This is a genomic window from Janthinobacterium agaricidamnosum NBRC 102515 = DSM 9628 (assembly GCF_000723165.1).
Lineage (GTDB): Bacteria > Pseudomonadota > Gammaproteobacteria > Burkholderiales > Burkholderiaceae_D > Janthinobacterium > Janthinobacterium agaricidamnosum.
This window is the reverse complement of sequence record NZ_HG322949.1, coordinates 5,332,035-5,352,684: the sequence shown is the minus strand read 5'-3', so window position 1 is coordinate 5,352,684 and position 20,650 is coordinate 5,332,035. Positions and strand designations below refer to the sequence as shown.

At 64.7% G+C, this 20,650-nt stretch carries 9 protein-coding genes and 1 pseudogene; 5 read left to right on the top strand and 5 right to left on the bottom strand.

Annotation, left to right across the window (positions count from 1 at the left end):
- Positions 1–114: 114 nt before the first annotated feature.
- Positions 115–1,422 carry an ATP-binding protein gene (locus tag GJA_RS23110; RefSeq protein WP_081905543.1) on the bottom strand — a complete coding sequence of 436 codons (1,308 nt, stop codon included), beginning with the start codon at positions 1,420–1,422 and terminating at the stop codon, positions 115–117.
- Positions 1,412–2,104: a response regulator gene (locus GJA_RS23105; RefSeq protein WP_038500878.1), complete on the bottom strand. Its 693-nt coding sequence runs from the start codon at positions 2,102–2,104 to the stop codon at positions 1,412–1,414. Before GJA_RS23105 ends, GJA_RS23110 begins: the two co-directional genes overlap by 11 nt.
- Before the next feature lie 222 nt (positions 2,105–2,326).
- On the opposite strand from GJA_RS23105, the gene GJA_RS23100 reads away from it, so the two are divergent.
- Positions 2,327–4,366: an aminotransferase class V-fold PLP-dependent enzyme gene (locus tag GJA_RS23100; RefSeq protein WP_038497102.1), complete on the top strand. Its 2,040-nt coding sequence runs from the start codon at positions 2,327–2,329 to the stop codon at positions 4,364–4,366.
- Between the two features lie 333 nt (positions 4,367–4,699).
- Complete coding sequence (locus tag GJA_RS23095) at positions 4,700–13,369, top strand: glycoside hydrolase family 94 protein (protein WP_051781268.1); 8,670 nt, start codon at positions 4,700–4,702, stop codon at positions 13,367–13,369.
- On the opposite strand, the gene GJA_RS23090 is transcribed toward GJA_RS23095, so the two are convergent.
- Entirely contained in the window at positions 13,366–13,941 is a 576-nt protein-coding gene (locus GJA_RS23090; RefSeq protein ID WP_038497099.1) for a TMEM165/GDT1 family protein, read from the bottom strand. The two genes, GJA_RS23095 and GJA_RS23090, sit on opposite strands and share 4 nt — an antisense overlap.
- A 302-nt stretch (positions 13,942–14,243) precedes the next feature.
- Between GJA_RS23090 and GJA_RS23085 the strand changes: the two genes are divergently transcribed.
- The 3 genes from GJA_RS23085 to GJA_RS23075 all read left to right on the top strand — a co-directional run bounded on the left by GJA_RS23085 (position 14,244) and on the right by GJA_RS23075 (position 18,390).
- Positions 14,244–14,741, top strand: coding sequence for a cupin domain-containing protein (locus GJA_RS23085; RefSeq protein ID WP_038497096.1), 498 nt, complete (start codon positions 14,244–14,246; stop codon positions 14,739–14,741).
- Between the two features lie 133 nt (positions 14,742–14,874).
- On the top strand, positions 14,875–16,728 hold the full coding sequence (locus GJA_RS23080; protein WP_051781267.1) for a M1 family metallopeptidase: 1,854 nt from the start codon (positions 14,875–14,877) through the stop codon (positions 16,726–16,728).
- An 18-nt stretch (positions 16,729–16,746) separates the two neighbouring features.
- Positions 16,747–18,390, top strand: a complete 1,644-nt coding sequence (locus GJA_RS23075; RefSeq protein ID WP_422567920.1) for a serine hydrolase — start codon at positions 16,747–16,749, stop codon at positions 18,388–18,390.
- Between the two features lie 49 nt (positions 18,391–18,439).
- On the opposite strand, the gene GJA_RS23070 is transcribed toward GJA_RS23075, so the two are convergent.
- Both GJA_RS23070 and GJA_RS28745 read right to left on the bottom strand, forming a co-directional pair.
- Complete coding sequence (locus GJA_RS23070) at positions 18,440–19,243, bottom strand: class I SAM-dependent methyltransferase (protein WP_038497093.1); 804 nt, start codon at positions 19,241–19,243, stop codon at positions 18,440–18,442.
- Positions 19,244–19,513: 270 nt separating this feature from the next.
- Positions 19,514–20,132, bottom strand: a pseudogene (locus GJA_RS28745) (class I SAM-dependent methyltransferase); the annotation flags it as partial.
- Positions 20,133–20,650 lie beyond the last annotated feature (518 nt).

Genomic DNA, 20,650 nt, shown 5'->3' with positions numbered 1-20,650 from the left:
GAGTGTTGGGCGATGAACGGTCCGCGCAGCGTGCGTCGTGGCGACCGCAGCCCAGTGTAAGAGGGCGCCCGGCGGCCCGCTGTCACAGGATGTAACGGGCGCGGCTGGTCGCTGTCAGTCCGGCTGCAGCGGCAATATCAGGCTGAAGCGCGCGCCGCCGAGCGGGCCGCGCGCGACGCGGATCTCGCCTTGCTGCCAGTGGGCGGCGCGCCGCGCCAGCGCCAGGCCCAGGCCGTGGCCGCTGTTTTCCGCATCGTGCGGCGCGAGCCGGACGAACGGCTCGAAGATGCGCTCGCGGTCGGCCGGCGCGACGCCGGGTCCGTCGTCGTCGACATGCAGCACGATGCTGTGCGCATCATGGTCGGCCGCGCTCAGGCGCAGCCGGGTGCGGCCATACGCGCCGGCGTTGGCCAGCAGGTTGCGCACGATCAGGTGCAGCAGCGCGCGGTCGCCGCGCAATTCGCGCACGCTGGTGTCGATCGCGAGTTCGCTGTGGCAGCGCATGCCATCGAGCCCATCGAGTTCCTCTTGCAGCCAGTCGCGCAGCAGCAGCGGTTCGCGCACCAGCGCGGCGGGCGCATCGGCCAGCCGGGCGAAGGCCAGGCTGGCGCGCACCAGCGATTCGAGTTCGGCCACGTCGTGCAGCAGGCGCTCCTGCAGGCGCCGGCGGGTGTCGTCGTCGGCGCCCCGTTCCAGCAACGCCAGCGCAAAACGCATGCGCGCCAGCGGCGTGCGCAATTCGTGCGACACCGCCTGCGACACTTCCTTGTGGCGTTCGCTCATCGCGGCGATGTCTTGCGCATGCTGTCGCAGCGCGGCCAGCAACGGCGTCCATTCGCGGCCGGCGGTCGGCAAGATCAGCGCGGGCGCGCGCGCCAGCTGGGCCAGCGCGATGCCGAGCGCCGCCATCGTCCCGGCCCGGCTGCGCCGGCGCCGCCATGCCAGCAGCAATAGCAGCGGCAACGGCAGCGTCGCGGCGGCTGCCGTCAGCCAGAACACGCGCAGGTTCAGCACGTCTTCCATCGCCGCCGCGCCCCACATCGGGCCGAACTGTATCAGCGTGTCGCGGTCCAGCGCGTAATAGGCGATTTCTTCGCTGACGCCCAGCACCGCGTGTTCATTGTCGAGCATCACGCCGGCTTCCGGCGCCAGTTCGACGCCGGCGCGCGGCACCAGCGTCAGTGGAAACTGGAAGCGCCGCTGCAGTTCCTGCAAGCGCTGCTCACGCGCGCTGCCGGACAGGCCGCGCAATTGCTCGACCAGCAAGTAGCCGGGGCCGCCCATCAGGCGCCGGAAACTGTACTCGCTGACGCCGACGGCGCCCTTGGCCGACAGGAACAGCAGCCAGGCGGTGAGCAGGCCCCAGCCGGCGCATGACAGCAGCATCAGGCCGCGCGCAACAGCGTGACGCCTAATCCGCATGCTGCGCTGCGCCGGTTTCGCTGAACAGATAGCCTTGCGTGGTGACGGTTTGTATCGTCACCGGACAATCGAGTGCGCCGAGTTTCTTGCGCAGCCGCGACACCCGCATGTCGATCGAGCGGTTGCTGCCGTCGTATGCCAGGCCGCGCAAGTGTTGCAGCAGCACTTCGCGGCCCAGCGGCAAGCCGGCGTGGCGCGCGAAGATGGCCAGCAATTCGAATTCGGCGGTCGAAAAGGCCAGGCTGGTCCCGTCCAGCGTCGCTTGCTGGCCGTGCAGGTCGACGCTGAAGCGGCCGAAGCTCAGGCAACGCGCCTGTTGCGGATGGCGCCGCAGCATGGCCCGGATGCGCGCCAGCAGCAGGCGCGGATCGACCGGCTTGACGACAAAGTCGTCGGCGCCGGCGTCGAAGCCGGTCAATTGTTCATGGTTTTCATCGAGCGCCGTCAGCATCAGGATCAGGCCCGGATAGCCGGCGCGGATCTGGCGGCAGACGCTGAAACCGTCCAGCCCCGGCAGCATGACGTCGAGAATCACCAGCGCCGGCCGCAGCCGCTCGACGAGGGCGGCCGTTGCGTCGCCGCGGTGGGCCACGCTGACATCAAATCCTTCGGCGCGCAGGAATTCGGCCGTCAGCGCGGCCAGCGGCAAGTCGTCTTCGATCAGCAACAGGGTATCTGGCATGGCGCTGGCGGCGCCGGCGCCGCGTGAACGAAAGGGCAACTATACAACATGTTGATTCAAGGAAATTAATAATTGATTTGCAACAAAGATGTTTTATGCTGGAAATTAAAGATAAATAAAATGAATATGCTCAATTAATTCGGTTGAGCAGTAATCTTTGGTATGTTTTCATGGTGGTAATTCGTTAAGCTGTCAATTCGCCACCACACTACTGACACCACCATGACCACTGAAATCTACCTCGACGGCAACGCCACCTCGGCCGTACTGCCAGCCGCCATCGCCGCCGCCACCCACGTCATGGGCGAGTTGTACGGCAACCCCAGCAGCACCCACGCCACCGGCCTGAAGGCCAAGGCCCTGCTCGACTCGGTGCGCGCGCGGGCACGGCGCATCCTCGGCGTCGGCGAGGGCCGCCTGATGTTCAATAGCGGCGCCACCGAGGGCATCCAGACCGCCGTGCTGTCGGCGCTGTGCGCCTTGCGCGAACGGCGCGAAGCGGGCGAGGCGATCGGCGCGCTGCTGCTGTATGGCGCGACCGAACACAAGGCGGTGCCGGAAAGCCTGGCGCACTGGAACCGGCTGCTGGGCTTGAACCTCGAATTACGCAAGCTGCCGGTCGATGTCAACGGCCGCCACGACCTGGACGTCTTGCGCGCGCTGGCGCCGGCGTGCGCGCTGGTGTGCACCATGGCGGCCAATAATGAAACCGGCGCGATCTCGGACCTGGCCGGCATCGAAGCCGTGCTGAACGGCACCGGCAGCGGCGCCTACTGGCTGGTCGACTGCGTGCAGGCGCTCGGCAAGCTGAAGCTCGACCTGGCGGCGACGCGCATCGATTACGCGCCGTTCTCCGGCCACAAGCTGTGCGCGCCCAAGGGCATCGGCATGTTGTATGTGCGTGCCGGCGCGCCGTTTACCTGCCTGATCATGGGCGGCGGCCAGGAGGCCGGCCAGCGCTCCGGCACTGAAAACATGGCCGGCATCGCCGCGCTGGGCGCGGTGCTGGCGGCGCTGGAAGATGGCCGCAGCTTTTGCAGCCACGAACAATTGACGGCTTTCCGCGCACGGCTGGTGGCCAGCCTGCAACTGGCGTTTCCCGGCATCGTGTTCAACATGCCGCTGGCCGGCTCCTTGCCGACCACGCTGAATTTTTCGGTGCCCGGTTTCGCCAGCAAGGAATTGCTGGACCTGTTCGACGCGGCGCGCGTGCGCGTCAGTTCCGGCAGCGCCTGTTCCGCCGCCAAGGCCGCGCCCAGCTACGTGCTGGAAGCGATGCAGGTGCCGCAATGGCGCAGCAGTTCGGCGATCCGCATGTCGTTCGGCCCGCTGGCCGATGAAGCGCTGATCGCCGCCGCCTGCCAGCGCATCGAGCGCTGCGGCCTGGCCTTGCGCAGCAGTTGCCTGATTCCCTCCGAACTGGCGCCGTCGCCGCACGACGGTTTGATCCAGCTGGGCGTCGACGGCGCCTGCACCTGGCTGTTGACGGATACGGCCAGCCGCAGCTGCGTCGTCATCGATGCGCTGGCGCCGCTGACCGACCGGGTGGCGGCCTATGTGCGCTGCCAGGGTTATACGCTGGCGGCGGTGCTGCACACCAGCTTGCCTGACGACGAGGCCGGCGCGGCGCGGCTGGCGCTGCTGGCCGCGCTCGATGTCACGCCCGCCGGTTGCGACGCGTTCGGCTGGCCCGGCGCCGCGCTGGTGCTGGGCGAACAAACCCTGCGGCGCGACGGCCTGATTTATTTGCTGGGCCGGCAAGGCGCCGCGCCGCGCTTCGCCTTCATCGGCGCGCTGCGGCCGGAGCAGGTCGATAGCGCGCTGGTCGGCGCCGACACCTTGCTGTGTCCGGCGCACGACGAGCACAGCCGCATTTGCAGCACCTTGCGTGTCAGCCAGCCGGACACGGCGGTAAATGAACGCGGCATGCACCTCGACGGACCGGGCTTGCAGCAATTCCTGCAAGCGTATCCGGACGCGCTGCTGGTCGACGTGCGCGAACCGTATGAACATGCGGCCGGCGAACTGGCCAGCTTCGGCGGCCGGCCGGCGCTGAGCGTGCCGCTGAGCCGGCTGGCCGGCTACCTCGGCGAATGGCTGCAGGGCGTGCCGCTGCCGCTGGTGTTCTTTTGCCGCAGCGGCAACCGCAGCACCAAGGCGGCATCCTGCCTGCGCCGGCTCGGTTATGCCCAGGCCTGGCATGTGACGGGCGGCATGGCACTGGGCGAAGCGATGCTGGGTACGCTCCCGTTGGCGGCCTGATCCTTAGATGCCTTGAGTGCCGTTGTAAACACCGCCCCTGCAACGGGGGCGGTGTATGGCTTTGCAGCAACAATTTCCCACAAGAATTTCCTGTCCCAAATTCCATTGATTTAGCGTATCAATCTGTGTCCAGTGTTCGTCAGCGCACAGTTCCATGCGATGCGCAGACTTACCATCTCTGACAGAGTTCCCCCTCATCGACATTCGCCGCACTGTAACGCACCTCAAACTGGTGACGGCGAGCAGCCGCATCAGCGCGTGCACACAGCGAGGTCCAAGTTGAAAGAGATAAGCACACCGATATCGGCCAAGTTTGCTCAATGGAAAGATTCCTTGAGCACGCTTGCCACCCTCAGCCCCGTGCATCCGCTCAGCGATCCGGCGGAGGACGATTTGCCGCTGCGTTCGGAATTGTTCAGTGCCATGCAAATGGCGGCCCATGGCAAGATCCTGGCCGCCAGCCACCATCTGGCAAGCAAGCGCGGCGGCAGCGACCAGTTGCTGGCGCGGCTGGCCGACAACGCCGCCGTCATCACCAACACCGTGCACGAGTTGACGGCGGCCGTCAAAAGCGGACGCCAGGTGACGCCGGCGTCGGAATGGCTGCTGGATAATTTCTATTTGATCGAAGAGCAAATCCGCACCGCCAAGCGGCATTTGCCGAAGGATTACAGCAAGGAATTGCCGCGGCTGGGAAAAGGGCCGGATCAAGGCTGTCCGCGGGCCTACAAGATTGCGCTGGAAATCATTTCGCACGGCGATGCGCGGGTCGACCTGGAAAACCTGTGCCATTTCGTCGAAGCGTATCAGGATGTCGCCACGCTGACGCTGGGCGAGCTGTGGGCGATTCCGATCATGCTGCGGCTGTCGCTGATCGAGAATTTGCGGCGCGTCGCCGCGCGCGTCGCCGAAGACCGCATCCAGCGCGACCTGGCCAATACCTGGGCCGACCAGATGACCGAGGTCGCCGAACGCAATCCCAGCGGCCTGATCTTGCTGGTGGCCGACATGGCGCGTGCCAATCCGAGCATCACCAGCGCCTTCGTGGCCGAACTGGCGCGCCGCCTGCAAGGCCAGAGCCAGGTGCTGACGCTGGCGCTGTCGTGGGTCACGCACAAGCTGGCCGAATCGGGCCTGACCATCGAACAGCAAATCCAGGTCGAGATCCAGCAGCAGGCGGCCGACCAGGTGTCGATCGCCAACAGCATCGGCAGCCTGCGCTTCCTCGGCACCATGGATTGGCAGGAATTCGTCGAAACCATGAGCGTGGTCGAGCAGACGCTGCGCTGCGATCCGTCCGGCATCTACGGCAAGATGGATTTTTCGACCCGCGACCGGTACCGCCACGTGGTCGAACGGATCGCCAAGCGCAGCCCGAAATCCGAAACCGAGGTGGCCGAACTGGCGCTGCGGCTGGCGCGCAACCATGGCGGCGGCGAGGCCGATCCGCGCTTTCATCATATCGGCTTTTATCTGGTGGGACGCGGTGTGATCGCGCTCGAAAAACTGGCCGGCGCCACACTGCCGCTGGGCGAGGCGCTGCAAAAAACCGCGCGCGCCGCGCCGTTGACGGCTTACCTGGGCGCGATCGCGATATTGACGGTCGTGACCAGCGCGCTGCTGCTGGAGCGCGCCGTGCGCTACGGCATCCACGGCTGGCTGCTGGGCGCGATCGGCGTGCTGGCGCTGCTGGGCAGCGGCCAGCTGGCGCTGGCGCTGGTGAACTGGCTGGCTACCTTGCTGACCTCGCCGCATCCGCTGCCGCGCATGGATTACAAGAGCGGCATCCCGTCCGACGCGCGCGGCATCGTGGTGGTGCCGACGCTGATCTACAGCGAACAGAATGTGGCCGAACTGTGCGAGGCGCTGGAAGTGCGCTACCTGGCCAACCGCGACGACAACCTGCGCTTTTGCCTGCTGACCGACTTTGTCGACGCGTCCGATGAAAGCATGCCGGGCGACGCGGCGCTGCTGCGCCAGGCGCAGGAAACCATCCGCCGCATGAACGACAAATACCGCGGCGAAGGCGGTTTCGGACAATCCGGACCAACCGTACTGGGCGCGCCATTTTTGCTGCTGCACCGGCCGCGCCAGTGGAATCCGCAACAGCAATGCTGGATGGGTGCCGAGCGCAAGCGCGGCAAATTGTCCGACATGAACCGCTTCCTGCGCGGCGGCGCGCGCGACCGGTTTATGGTGGTCGAAGGCGACACCGACGGCCTGGACACCATCAAATATGCCATCACGCTGGACACCGACACCCAGTTGCCGCGCGACGCGGCGCGCCAGTTCATCGCCACCATGATGCATCCGCTGAACCGGCCGCGTGTCGATGCCCGGCTGCGCCGCGTGGTGGCCGGCTACGGCATCCTGCAGCCGCGCGTCGCCGTCGCGCTGCCGAGCGCGAACGCGTCGCGCTATGAACAACTGTGCGGCGGCGAGCCGGGCATCGACCCGTACACGCGCACCGTGTCCGACCTGTACCAGGATGTGTTTTATGAAGGCTCCTACATTGGCAAGGGCATCTACGATATCGACACCTTCGAGCAGGTGCTGGGCGAGCGGCTGCCCGACAACCGCATCCTGAGCCACGATTTGCTGGAAGGCTGCTACCTGCGCGCCGGCTTGCTGAGCGATGCCCAGTTGTACGAGGAATATCCGGCCCGCTACGACGACGACGTCAGCCGGCGCCAGCGCTGGATACGCGGCGACTGGCAATTGATCGGCTGGCTGTTCGGCCGCGTGCCGGGCCGGGCCGGCACGCGCGAACGCAATCCGCTGTCGGCGCTGTCGCGCTGGAAGCTGTTCGACAATTTGCGGCGCAGCGTGGTGGCGCTGGCCACCACCTTGTCCTTGCTGCTGGCCTGGGCGGTGCTGCCGCATGCACCGTTCTGGACTGCCGTGATACTCGGCATCATTTTCGTGCCGCCGCTGTTCACCGCGCTGTACGACCTGGCGGTGAAACCGCGCGACACCTTATGGCGCCAGCATATGATGGCTTTCGAGCGGCGTTGCGGCCTGCAGTTTTCGCACGCCATGCTGACGCTGGTGTTCCTGCCTTACGAAGCCTATTTCAGCCTGGACGCGATCGTGCGCACGCTGTGGCGCCTGAACGTGTCGCACAGGCAGTTGCTGGAATGGCGCGCATCGAACGTGTTCCGCAGCGGCGCCAGCCTGGCCGGCAATTGGCGCGCGATGTGGATTTCGCCGCTGCTGGCGCTGGCGGCTGGCGCGGGCTTGTTGACCTGGCGGCCGCAGGCGTTCGCTGCGGCTGCGGTAATCCTGCTGCTGTGGCTGATTGCGCCGCTGATCGCGTGGTGGATCAGCCGTCCGGTCGAACCCAAGGCGGCCGCGCTGTCGCCGGGACAGCAGCGCTTCCTGCACGGCGTGGCGCGCAAGACCTGGACCTATTTCGACACCTTCGTCGGCCCGGAAAACCACTGGCTGCCGCCCGATAATATGCAGGAACATCCGGTCGCCGTGGTGGCGCACCGCACCTCGCCCACCAATATCGGGCTGGCGCTGCTGGCCAATCTGTCGGCCTGGGATTTCGGCTACATCACCGGCGGCCAGCTGGTCGAGCGCAGCGGGAACACCCTGCGCAGCATGGGCGAGCTGGAACGCCATCAAGGCCATTTCTACAATTGGTACGACACCCAGAGCTTGAAACCCTTGCTGCCGATGTATATCTCGACGGTCGACAGCGGCAACCTGGCCGGCCATTTGCTGACCTTGCAGCCCGGCCTGGTCGAACTGTACGACCAGCCGATCATCGGCGCGCAGATCGCGCATGGCCTCGGGGTCACCTTCGACGTGCTGGCCGAGAGCTGCGCGGTGGACGGCGGCGGGCGCATGCAGATCGCGCTGGCCGGTTTGCAAGCGGCCCTGGCCGAACCGGCGCCGTCCAGTTTGCCGGAATGGCACGCGTGGCTGAAGCGGATGGTGGCCGCCGCCGAGCAATTGCCGCCGCTGACGCAGCCTGGCAGCGATCCGCTGCCGCATATGTGGGCCGATGCGCTGGTCCGGCAATGCCGCGCCGCGCTGTTCGAACTGGTCGAGCTGGCGCCGTGGGTGGCGCTGGCCGGCGACACGGTATTCGACAGCAGCCTGGCGCGGGTGCCGACGCTGCGCGAACTGGCCGATCTGAACCCGCTGGCCGGGGTACTGTCCGACCTGGCGCCGCAAGAACGGGAACGCCAGCAGCAACTGGCGCAACTGGTGGCGCAAGGCAGCGCGCTGGCTGCGCAGCGCATGCGCGGCATCGCCCAGATCGCCGCCGAGGCGCACAATTTTGCGCAGATCGAATACGGCTTCCTGTACAACCCGGCCACCAAATTGCTGGCGATCGGCTACAACGTCAGCGAGCGCCGCCTCGACGCCAGCTATTACGATTTGCTGGCGTCCGAAGTGCGCCTGGCCAGCTTTGTCGCGATCGCCCAGGGCCAGCTGCCGCAAGAGCACTGGTTCGCGCTGGGCCGCCAATTGTGCATGGTGGCCGGCCAGCCGGTGCTGCTGTCGTGGAGCGGCTCGATGTTCGAGTACCTGATGCCGCTGCTGGTGATGCCGAACTATCCGAACACCCTGCTCGACCAGACGTATCAGTCGGTGATCGGCGCGCAAATCGATTACGGCCGCCAGCGCGACGTGCCGTGGGGCGTCTCCGAATCCGGCTACAACACGGTCGACGCCAGCCTGAATTACCAGTACCGGGCCTTCGGCGTGCCGGGGCTGGGCCTGAAGCGCGGCCTGGCGGACGACCTGGTGGTGGCGCCGTACGCCAGCATGCTGGGCCTGATGGTGCAGCCGGAAGCGGCCTGCCACAACCTGCAGCGCCTGCAGGAAGCGGGCTTCATGGGCCGCTACGGCTTTTACGAGGCGATCGACTACACCAGCGCGCGACTGCCGCGCGGCCAGGCCAGCACGGTGATCCGCTCGTTCATGGTGCACCACCAGGGCATGGGCTTGCTGGCGCTGTCGTATCTGCTGCACGAGCGGCCGATGCAGCGCCGCTTCGCATCCGACCCGCTGCTGCAATCGGCCTTGCTGGTACTGCAGGAACGCACGCCGCAAGCGGGCGCCTTTTACTCGAACACCGCCGACCTGGCGGCGCTGCGCAGCGGCGCGCCGGAGCAAACCATGCCGATGCGGATACTGCACCAGGTCCACAGTCCGATGCCGGAAACCCATCTGCTGTCGAACGGCCGCTATCACGTGATGGTGACCAGCGCCGGCGCCGGCTACAGCCGCTGGAAAGATTTGTCGGTGACGCGCTGGCGCGAAGACAGCACGCGCGACAACTGGGGTAATTTCTGCTACCTGCGCGACCTCGACGACGGCGAAACCTGGTCCACCACCTACCAGCCGACGCTGGTCGAGCCGAAGAAATACGAAGTCATCTTTTCGGAAGGGCGCGCCGAATTCCGGCGCAGCGACAAGGGCCTCGACCTGTACACCGAAATCGTGGTGTCGCCGGAAGACGATATCGAAATGCGCCGCACCCGCATCAGCAACACCTCGGACCGGCGCAGGAAGATCGAGATCACCAGCTACGCCGAAGTGGTGATGGCGCCGGCGGCGGCCGACGCGGCCCATCCGGCGTTCAGCAAGCTGTTCGTGCAGACTGAAATCCTGCGCCAGGAAAACGCCATCGTCTGCACGCGCCGGCCGCGCTCCAGGGATGAGCAAATGCCGTGGCTGCTGCACGTGATGACGGTGCACGACGGTCTCGCCGGGCCGGCTTCGTTCGAGACCGACCGCGCCGAATTCATCGGCCGCGGCCGCGCCACGCAACTGCCGCGCGCGCTGCGCTCCAGCGCGCCGCTGAAGGGCGGCCAGGGCTCGGTGCTCGACCCGGTGGTGGCGATCCGCTACAGCATCGTGCTGGAGCCGGACCAGGTGGTGACGGTCGACGTGGTGACCGGCATGACCGACACGCGCGACGCGGCGCTGCACCTGATCGACAAATACCAGGACCGCCACCTGGCCGACCGGGTGTTCGAACTGGCGTGGACCCACAGCCAGGTGGTGCTGCGCCAGCTGAACGCCAGCGAGGCCGACGCCCAGCTGTATGGCCGGCTGGCCAATACCGTGATTTATCCGAACGCCGCCCTGCGCGCCGACGCCAGCATCCTGATCAGGAACCAGCGCGGCCAGTCCGGGCTGTGGGCGTATGCGATTTCCGGCGACTTGCCGATCGTGCTGCTGCAAATCCGCGACCCGGCCAATATCGAACTGGCGCGCCAGATGGTGCAGGCGCACGCCTACTGGCGCCTGAAAGGGCTGGTGGTCGACCTGGTGATCTGGTACGAAGACCAGTCCGGCTACCGGCAGGCGTTGCACGACCAGATCATGGGGCTGATCGCGTCCGGCATCGACGCCCAGGCGATCGACCGGCCGGGCGGCATCTTCGTGCGGCTGGCCGAACAGATCGGCAACGAAGACCGGATCCTGCTGCAATCGGTGGCGCGCGCCATCATCAGCGACAGCCGCGGCACGCTGGCCGAACAGATCAAGCGCAGCGGACCGACCGCCTTGCGCATGCCGCCGCTGCTGTCGTCGGAACCGCGCGCGGATATTCACGGCAAGCCATGGCGCGCGGCGCCGCGCCCACTGATCCTGGAAAACGGCCTGGGCGGCTTTACGCCGGACGGCCGCGAATACGTGATCACGGCCAGCGAAGCGCAGCGCACCCCGGCGCCCTGGTGCAATGTGCTGGCCAATGCGCAATTCGGCAGCGTCGTTTCAGAGAGCGGCCAGGCCTATACCTGGCATGAGAACGCCCATGAATTCCGGCTCACGCCGTGGCATAACGACCCGGTCTCGGACGGCAGCGGCGAGGCGTTTTATGTGCGCGACGAACAGAGCGGGCATTTCTGGTCGCCCGGCGCCCTGCCGGCGCGCGGCAGCGGCGATTACGTGACGCGCCACGGTTTCGGCTACAGCGTGTTCGAGCACAGCGAAGCCGACATCGCCACGCAACTGAGCACCTATGTCGCGCTCGATGCGGCGGTCAAGTATTCGGTGCTCAAGGTGCGCAACGATTCGACGGTGATGCGGCGCTTGTCGGTGACCGGCTACGTCGAATGGGTGATGGGCGACTTGCGCGCCAAATCGTGCATGCACATCGCCACCGAGGTCGACACCGTCAGCGGCGCGCTGTTTGCGCGCAACGCCTATAACACCGAGTTTTCCGGCCGCGTGGCGTTCTTCACCACCGACGCCAGCATCCGCTCGATCACCTGCGACCGCAACGAATTCATCGGCCGCAACGGCAGCCTGGCCAATCCGGCCGCGTTGCGCCGCCTGCGGCTGTCGGGCAAGGCCGGCACCGGCCTCGATCCGTGCGCGGCGATCCAGGTGCCGTTCGAACTGCTGCCGGGACAAGAGCGCGAAATCGTCTTCATCCTCGGCGTCGGCGGGCGCCGCAACGCCGACGCCAGCGGCATGGTGCAGCGCCATTGCGGCGCGGCCGCCGCGCACGACATGCTGGCCGGCGTGTGCGCCCATTGGGAGAGCGTGCTCGGCGCGGTGCAGATCGACACGCCCGATCCGGCGCTCGACGTGATCGCCAACGGCTGGCTGATGTACCAGACCATCGCCTGCCGCCTGTGGGCGCGCAGCGGTTATTACCAGTCCGGCGGCGCCTACGGTTTCCGCGACCAGCTGCAGGATGCGATGGCGATGATACACACCCAGCCGCAATTGCTGAGGGCGCACCTGCTGCTGTGCGCGGCGCACCAGTTTGTCGAAGGCGACGTGCAGCACTGGTGGCATCCGCCGTCGGACCGTGGCGTGCGCACCCATTGTTCCGATGATTACCTGTGGCTGCCGCTGGCGGTGTGCCGCTACGTGACGGCGACCGGCGACTTGAACGTGCTGTCGGAAGTGGCGCCGTTTCTGGAAGGGCGCGCGGTCAAGCCGGAAGAGGATTCGTATTACGACATGCCGAGCCGTTCCGGCCAGTCGGCCGACCTGTATGAACACTGCGTGCGGGCGATCCGCCACGGCTTGCGCTTTGGCGTGCACGGCTTGCCGCTGATCGGTTCCTGCGACTGGAACGACGGCATGGACAAGGTCGGCGAACATGGCAAGGGTGAAAGCGTGTGGCTGGCGTTCTTCCTGTACGAAGTGCTGCAGCGTTTCGCCGAGGTGGCGCTGCTGCGCGGCGACAACGCCTTCGCCGCGCTGTGCCGCGAGGAAGCGCTGCGGCTGGCGGCCAACGTCGAAAATAACGCGTGGGATGGCGAATGGTACCGGCGCGCCTATTTCGACGACGGCACGCCGCTCGGTTCGCACCTCAACGAGGAATGCCAGATCGATTCGATTTCGCAAAGCTGGGGCGTGCTGTCCGGTGCCGCCGATCCGCAGCGGGTGGCCGGCGCGATGCGGCAAGTCGATGCGCGGCTGGTGCGGCGCGACGCCGGCCTGATCCAGCTGCTCGATCCGCCATTCGACAAGTCGGATTTGAACCCGGGTTACATCCGCGGTTATGTGCCGGGCGTGCGTGAGAACGGCGGCCAGTACACCCACGCCGCGATCTGGACCGCGATGGCGTTCGCCAGGATGGGGGATGGCGAACGGGCCTGGGAATTGCTGAACCTGATCAACCCGGTCAAGCATGGCGCGACGGCCGAATCGGGCGCGCGCTACAAGGTCGAACCGTATGTGGTCACCGCCGACGTGTATGGCGTGGCGCCGCATGTCGGCCGCGGCGGCTGGAGCTGGTACACCGGTTCGTCGGGCTGGATGTACCGGCTGATCGTCGAATCGCTGCTGGGCCTTGGCCTGGAAGCGGCCCAGCTGACGCTGGCGCCGCGCCTGCCGGCCGACTGGGACGGCTTCAAGCTGGCTTACCGTTATGGCGGCGCCGTGTATGCGATCGAGGTGCGCCGTGCCGCAGAGGAGGGAGAGGCCGGGCTGTCGGTGGATGGCGTCCGCCAGCCGGGCAATGTCATCATGCTGGCCGACGACGGCGAGCAGCATGCGGTGCTGCTGCTGCTTTAAAAGCCGAACCTGGCGCCGGCTCCCAGCAGCGTCGCCAGGCCGAGCAACGCGAATACCGCCGCCGCGACGCCGTGCACCAGCCGCAGCGACACGCGGTTGGCGATCTTGTCGCCGAGGTAGACCGCCGGCACGTTGGCCAGCATCATGCCGAGCGTGGTGCCCGTCACGACCGGGTACAGGTGGTTGTAGCGCGCCGCCAGCGCCACCGTCGCCACTTGGGTCTTGTCGCCCATCTCGGCCATGAAGAAGGCGATCAGCGTGGTCAGGAAGACGCCGTATCTGGCCAGCCTGGTGTCTTCTTCATCGATCTGGTCGGGGACCAGGGTCCAGCCGGCCATCGCCAGGAAGGACAGGCCCAGCACCCAGCGCAAGATATCCGGCCCCAGCAGCGACGTGATCCAGGTGCCGATGGCGGCCGCGAACGTGTGATTGGCGACCGTGGCGAGCAGGATCGCCAGCACGATCGGCAGCGGCTTGCGGAATTTGGCAGCCAGCAGGAATGCCAGCAACTGGGTTTTGTCGCCGATTTCGGCAAGGGCGACGATGCCGGTGGAGATCAAGAATGCTTGCATGGGATGGCTGGCGAGGAGGTGAAGAGGAGGGGTAACAGTTTCGGGCTGGGTGATTCACCAGTGATAAGAAGACTCCCGAACAGGCGACTCCCCTGCGCGCCGCGCATGATACGCGAATGCCAACGGCGGCGCCAGCGTGGTGCAGGCCTGTCGCACCGTTTCCATGAAGGGCGCTCTTCAATGTATTCATTACACGATGTATTGATTGATGTTCCAGGTACGGTATTGGTGATCAGCCTGAGCATGCGTATGATGTTTCAGACTGGGCATGCGCGTATTGAACAAGATTGGAAGGCTGAAAAATGAACATGTTGTTGACCTCCGCACTGTTGGCGCTGGGCATTGCGGGCGGCGCGTGCGCGCAAGGCTTGCCGGCCACTGCCTCTGGCGAGATCCTCGCCGAAAATGTGCAATGGAAGGCGTTTCCGGCGTTTCCACCCGAGGCAAGACTGGCGGTATTGATCGGCGATCCATCCCGACCCGGCCCCTACGTGGTGCGCGTGAAAGTGCCGGCGAATCTGAAACTGATGCCGCACACGCATCCGGAAGACCGTATTTATACCGTCATGTCGGGCGTGTTTTATATCGGCTACGGCACGACCTTCGACGCCGATAAACTCAAGGCGTATGCACCGGGATCGGTGATCGTCCTGCCGGCAAACACGCCGCACTTTCATTGGGCCAGATCGGGCGAGTACATCACCCAGGTATCGGGCAGCGGTCCGCTGGGCATACAGTATGTCCGGCCACAGGACGATCCGCGCAACGTGCGCAATCCACAGTACCTGCACGACGATTAAGGAACGCCTGGTTTGGCCGCGAACTGAAAAAACGGCCGCTTTTTTTTGTTGCATGTGCTTGAAAGTGATATTCTGCGCGACACCCGCCGATGACTTAGATCGGCAGGTTTTCGCAAATCATACAAAAAAGACCATGCAAAAAATGACCTTCCTGCGCGCCCTGGCTTGTGTATTCATTGCCCAGTCCAGCCTCGCCGCCCACGCCGACCCGCTCAGCTACGCCCAATACGACCAGGTCCGCACCAGCGACCTGCACCTTGACCTGAAAGCCGATTTCAAGCAAAAGACCCTGAGCGGCTTTGCCGATTTGTCGCTGAACTGGCTGGACCCGAAAGCGCGCAGCCTGGTGCTCGACACGCGCGACCTGAGCATCGCCAAGGTGCAGGTGCAGGACGACAAGGGCGGCTGGAGCGCCGCGCCGTACGCGCTCGACAAGCTGGATCCGGAAAAAGGCCAGGCGCTGCGCATCGCGCTGGCCGCGCAGCCGAAAAAAGTCCGCATCTACTACCATACCGCGCCGGGCGCCAGCGCGCTGCAATGGATGACGCCGCAGCAGACCATGTCCGGCAAGCATCCGTTCATGTTCAGCCAGTCGGAAACCATCAACGCCCGCTCGTGGGCGCCGGTGCAGGATACGCCGGCGGTGCGTTTCACGTACAGCGCGCGGATTGATGCGCCGGCCGGCCTGCGGGTGGTGATGAGCGCTGAAAACGACCAGAAGGGCACCGGCAAGGGCGGCTGGAAGTTCAAGATGCCGCAACCGATTCCATCGTATTTGCTGGCCATCGCGATCGGCGAACTCGAGGTGCGCAACATCGGTCCGCGTTCCGCGGTGTACGCCGAACCGGCGCGCATCGACGCGGCCGCGTATGAACTGGCCGATACCGAAAAAATGATCCACGCGGCCGAATCGCTGTACGGCCCGTACCGCTGGGGGCGCTACGACATGATCGTGCTGCCGCCATCGTTCCCGATCGGCGGCATGGAAAATCCGCGCCTGACTTTCCTGACGCCGACCATGATCGCCGGCGACCGCAGCCTGGTCGACCTGATCGCGCATGAGCTGGCGCACTCGTGGTCGGGCAACCTGGTCACCAACGCATCGTGGAAACACTGGTGGCTGAACGAAGGTTTCACCACCTATGTGACGACGCGCATCGTCGAATCGCTGTACGGCCAGGACGTGGCGCTGATGAACTTGCAGCTGGAGCAGGAAGAATTGTTCGCGTCGCTGAAAGACATCCCGGTCGAAAAACAGGCCTTGCTGACCAGGGGGCCTGACGCCAATCCATCGGCGACCTACACCGACGATGGACTGGCGTATCCGAAGGGCGCGTGGTTCCTGCGCACGCTGGAGCAGCGCGCCGGCCGCGCCGTGTTCGATCCTTTCCTGCGCGGCTGGTTCGACCAGCACGCGTTCCAGAGCGCCACCACCGATCAATTCGTCACCTACCTGCGCGGCAATTTGATGGCCCGGCATCCGCAGGTGTTGACCGAGGCGGAACTCGATGAGTGGCTGCATGGCAGCGGCGTGCCGGCCAGCGCGCAGCGCGCCGTGTCGCCGCGGCTGGCGGCGCTCGACGTCAAGCGCGATGCATGGCTGAAGGGCGACTTGCCGAGCGCCGGCCTGGATACCAGCAACTGGATCGCGCTCGAATGGATGCACTTCCTGAACGATATCGACGGCAAGGCCAGCGCCGCGCAACTGCGTGAACTCGACCAGGCTTACGGACTGGGCAAGAGCGGCAACAATGAAATCGCCTTCCGTTTTTACCTGGCCTCGGTGCATGCCGGCTACGACGTGCGCGCACCGCTGCAGCATTTCCTGATGAGCGTCGGCCGCCAGAAATTCGTGGTGCCGATGTATGCCGCGCTGATGCAGCGTCCCGACGACAAGGCCTGGGGCCTGGCGTTGTACGCCAAGGCGCGCGAACGCTATCACCCGGAGACGCAAGGTAGCGTCGACAAGCTGCTGGCCAAACAATAATCGAATGCCGGGGAAGCGATGATGAAAAAGGTATTGAAGATGAACCGCATGGCCGGCGCCGTGCTGCTGGCTGGTTGCGCAGCCGGCTTGCCGCTGCCGGCGCTGGCGGCTGATACCGCGCCGCTAGTGCCGGCAGTTGCCGCCGCCGTGCCGGCCTACGATCTCGACCAGGACGTGGCCAGCGCGATGAAAACCTTCGACGTGCCGGGTATCGCGATCGTCATCGTCAAGGATGGCAAGGTGGTGCTGGCCAGGGGCTTCGGTCTGCGCAAGCTGGGCGAACCGGCGCCGGTCGACGCAAAAACGCTGTTCGAGGTGGCGTCCAATTCCAAGGCGTTCACCGCCGCCACGCTGGCGATGCTGGTCGATGAAGGCAAGCTGGCGTGGGACGACCCGGTGACCAGGCATTTGCCGGGTTTCCAGATGTACGATTCGTATGTCACCGGCGCGATGACGATCCGCGACTTGCTGACCCATCGCAGCGGCCTGGGCCTGGGCGCCGGCGACTTGCTGTGGTGGCCGACCACCACCTTCAGCACCGATGAAATCATCGGCAAGCTGCGCTACATCAAGCCTGCGACCAGCTTCCGCAACAGCTACGCCTACGACAATTTGCTGTACATCGTGGCCGGCAAGATCATCGCCGAAAAGACCGGCAAGACCTGGGGCCAGGCGGTCCATGAGCGCATCCTGAAGCCGCTGGGCATGGACGGCACCACCACCAGCCTCGATGACAATATCGGCAATCCGGACGTCGCGAACCCGCACAGCAAGATCAACGGCAAGATCGCCGCCGTCAAGGCGATACCGGTGCCGAACGCGGTCGGTGCGGTCGGTATCAACACCAATGCGCAAGACATCGCCAAGTGGATGAATCTGCTGCTGGCCGAAGGTGAACTGCCGGGCGGCGACAAGGACAAGCGCTTGTTCAGCGCCGCGCAGAGCCGCGAAATGTGGAGCGCGCAAACGCCGATCAGGATCAGCGAGCCGAAACCGGCGCTGGCCGCCACCAGGCCGAATTTCAGCGCCTATGGACTGGGCTTCCAGCTAAGCGATTACAGGGGCATGAAAGTGGCGCAGCACGGCGGCGCGCTGCAAGGTTTTTATTCGACCGTGCTGATGGTGCCGCAAGCGAAACTGGGCGTGGCGATCCTGACCAACGCGGAAAACAGCGGCGTCATGACGGCGCTGAAATGGCGCATCGTCGATCATTACCTGAACGTGGCGCCGAGCGACTGGATCAAGCTGGTGTCCGGCGTCGAGCAAGAGAAGCACCAGGAAGAATTGAATAAGCTGAAGACCGCCTCGGCCGACCGCGCGGCCAAGTCGTCGCCGTCGCTGCCGCTGGCGTCCTACGACGGCGAGTATGAAGACCCGTGGTATGGCAAGGTGGTCATCAGGCACGAAGGCAAACAGCAGATCCTGACGTTCACCCGCACGCCGGACCTGACGGGCCAGCTGGAACACTGGCAGCACGACACCTTCATCGTGCGCTGGAAGGAACGCAACTTCAACGCCGACGCCTACGTCACTTTTGCGCTGAATCCGGACGGCAGCATCGACCGCGTGAAGATGGCGCCGGTATCGAAGGAGACCGATTTCAGCTACGATTTCCCGGACCTTGCGCTGACGCCGGTGAAGGCCCGGCAGGACAAGCAATAAACCGGCGCAATCAAAAGGCCACCGTTACGGTGGCCTTTTTTCATGCAACTCAGGGTTTGACGAACTTCAGCGTCATGCGGTCGCTTTCGCCGATGGCGGTGTATTTGTCGCGGTCGACGTCGCCGTTGTTGTACGTCGGCGGCAAGGCCCACACGCCTTTCGGATGGTCGGCGTTGTCTTTCGGATTGGCGTTGATTTCCGATTTCGCGGCCAGTTTGAAGCCGGCGTCCTCGGCCAGCTTGATGACATACGATTCATGCATGTAGCCGGTGCTGGCCTCGGCGTCCTGTGCCCGCGACGCCGGCAGGCGGTGTTCGACGACGCCGAACACGCCGCCCGGTTTCAGGCTGTCGTAGATATTGCTGAACAGGGTCTTGAGGCTGGCGTCGCCGCTCGGGATCCAGTTGTGGATATTGCGGAAGGTCAGCACCATGTCGACCGTGCCCTTGGGCGCGAAGTTATAGGTGGTCGGCGGCGCGAACACGCCCACCTGCACCTTGCCGAACAAGGCCGGATTGGCGTCCAGCCGCTGCTGAAAACGGGCCGCGGCGCGGCGCGAGTTTTCACTGGCCGATTGCGGGTCGCTGCCGGCCGCGATCAGCTTGCCGTGCTGGCGCAGGTACGGCGCCAGGATTTCGGTGTACCAGCCGGTTCCCGGTATCAGTTCGACCACGGTCATGTTCGGCTTGATGCCGAAGAAGGTCAGCGTTTCGTAGGGGTGGCGCGCGTCATCGCGCGTCACGTTGGCGGGGCTGCGCTGGCTGCTGGCGATGGCCGCCTTGAGGGCGTCGTCCGCCATCGCCATGCCGCTGACACCGCAGGCCAGCGTGATGGCCAGGAACAGCCCTTTCATGTTTCGCTTCATCTCTGTTTATCTCCATGTCTGCATTGATCGTTTGACGTCTATAGCCGTCAGCGCCGATCATGGTGCAAGCAGGGATGCCGGTCAAGCGGATTCGCTGGCCCAGGCCAGCACATAGTCCGGCGCCTGCTGCATGAATACCTGCGCGTGGCGATCCGCAATGGCCAGCTGGCGCCCGGCTGGAATGGTTTGCTGCTGGAGCGCATGGACGGCCTGGCGCGGCGCTTGGCCGCGCTGCTGCCGGATTAATTGGAAACAGAGTTACAGTTGATCCTGCATCCACGACTTGAGGCCGGTGACCCATGACTTGGCCGGCATGTTGAAGCGCGACTTGATCGCGGCGGCGCGTTCGTACAGCACGCTGAAATCGAGTTCCGGCGATTTCTTGAAGGCGATCACGACGATGTTTTCATCATGGATTTCGGGCACCCACACCACCGCGTCGAACACCAGTTCCATCGCCTGCAAATTCTTGTCGTAGTTCGGAAAGTCGCCGAATACATTGGTGGTCATGATGCCGTCCGCCGTCCGCCGTCAGGCAGTCGGCGCAAGCCTGGTAAAACTCGGGCGTGTCGAGCACCGGGCCGCGCGCCTCTTCATCGTACAGGTCGACTTGCAGGATATCGGCGCTGTTATGGTTGGCCGGGTCCATGACGAAGTCGAGCGCGTTCATTTCGCGCACGTCGAGGCGGGCATCGTTCGGCGGCAGCGCGAATTGCGCACCGCAGATACCGATCACGTTGGGATTGAGCTCGATCGCGGTGACCCGCGCCTGCGGCAAGCGGTGGTAGCAAAACTTGGTCAGCGCGGCGCTGCCGAGCCCGAGCTGGACGATGTGGCGCGGCTGCTCGTGGAACAGCATCCACATCATGATCCTTTGACCTATTTGACACACCTCGGCAGTATTGCCGCTCTAAATTAGACCTCATAGACGCCTCTAGCCAGAAGCTGCTGCCGCAGCCGTCAACTAAAGGTTGGCGCGTAGCGAACTTCGAGATCATCGATCACTGCTTGAGCAGCATCCTGCTGAGCGGCACTCAGTCAATCGAACACGACTGGTAGCAGTCGATTATCCATAGGCTTTGGTCTGGGCCGTTTTTCGAAGGGGCGGGGACAACTGAAGCACTCTAACACTAAGAGATAAAGAGATTCAGTTGTCCCTTCTGCACCCCGATTCCATCGCCGAAAAATTGCATAAAAGAAAAAATTTCGATGTACGTTTTGAAGATCACTGGATAAAATTCTCTTGTCGATTTGATAAATTAACAGGAGATTTTAAATGAATACCGCCACCGATAAAAAGCCCACCCTGTCCCTGGACAAAAAGAACACAGGCACCGAGGCTGGCAACCAGTCGCCGGAAAATGCACAGACCATCGGCGCGACGAAGCCGCCAGC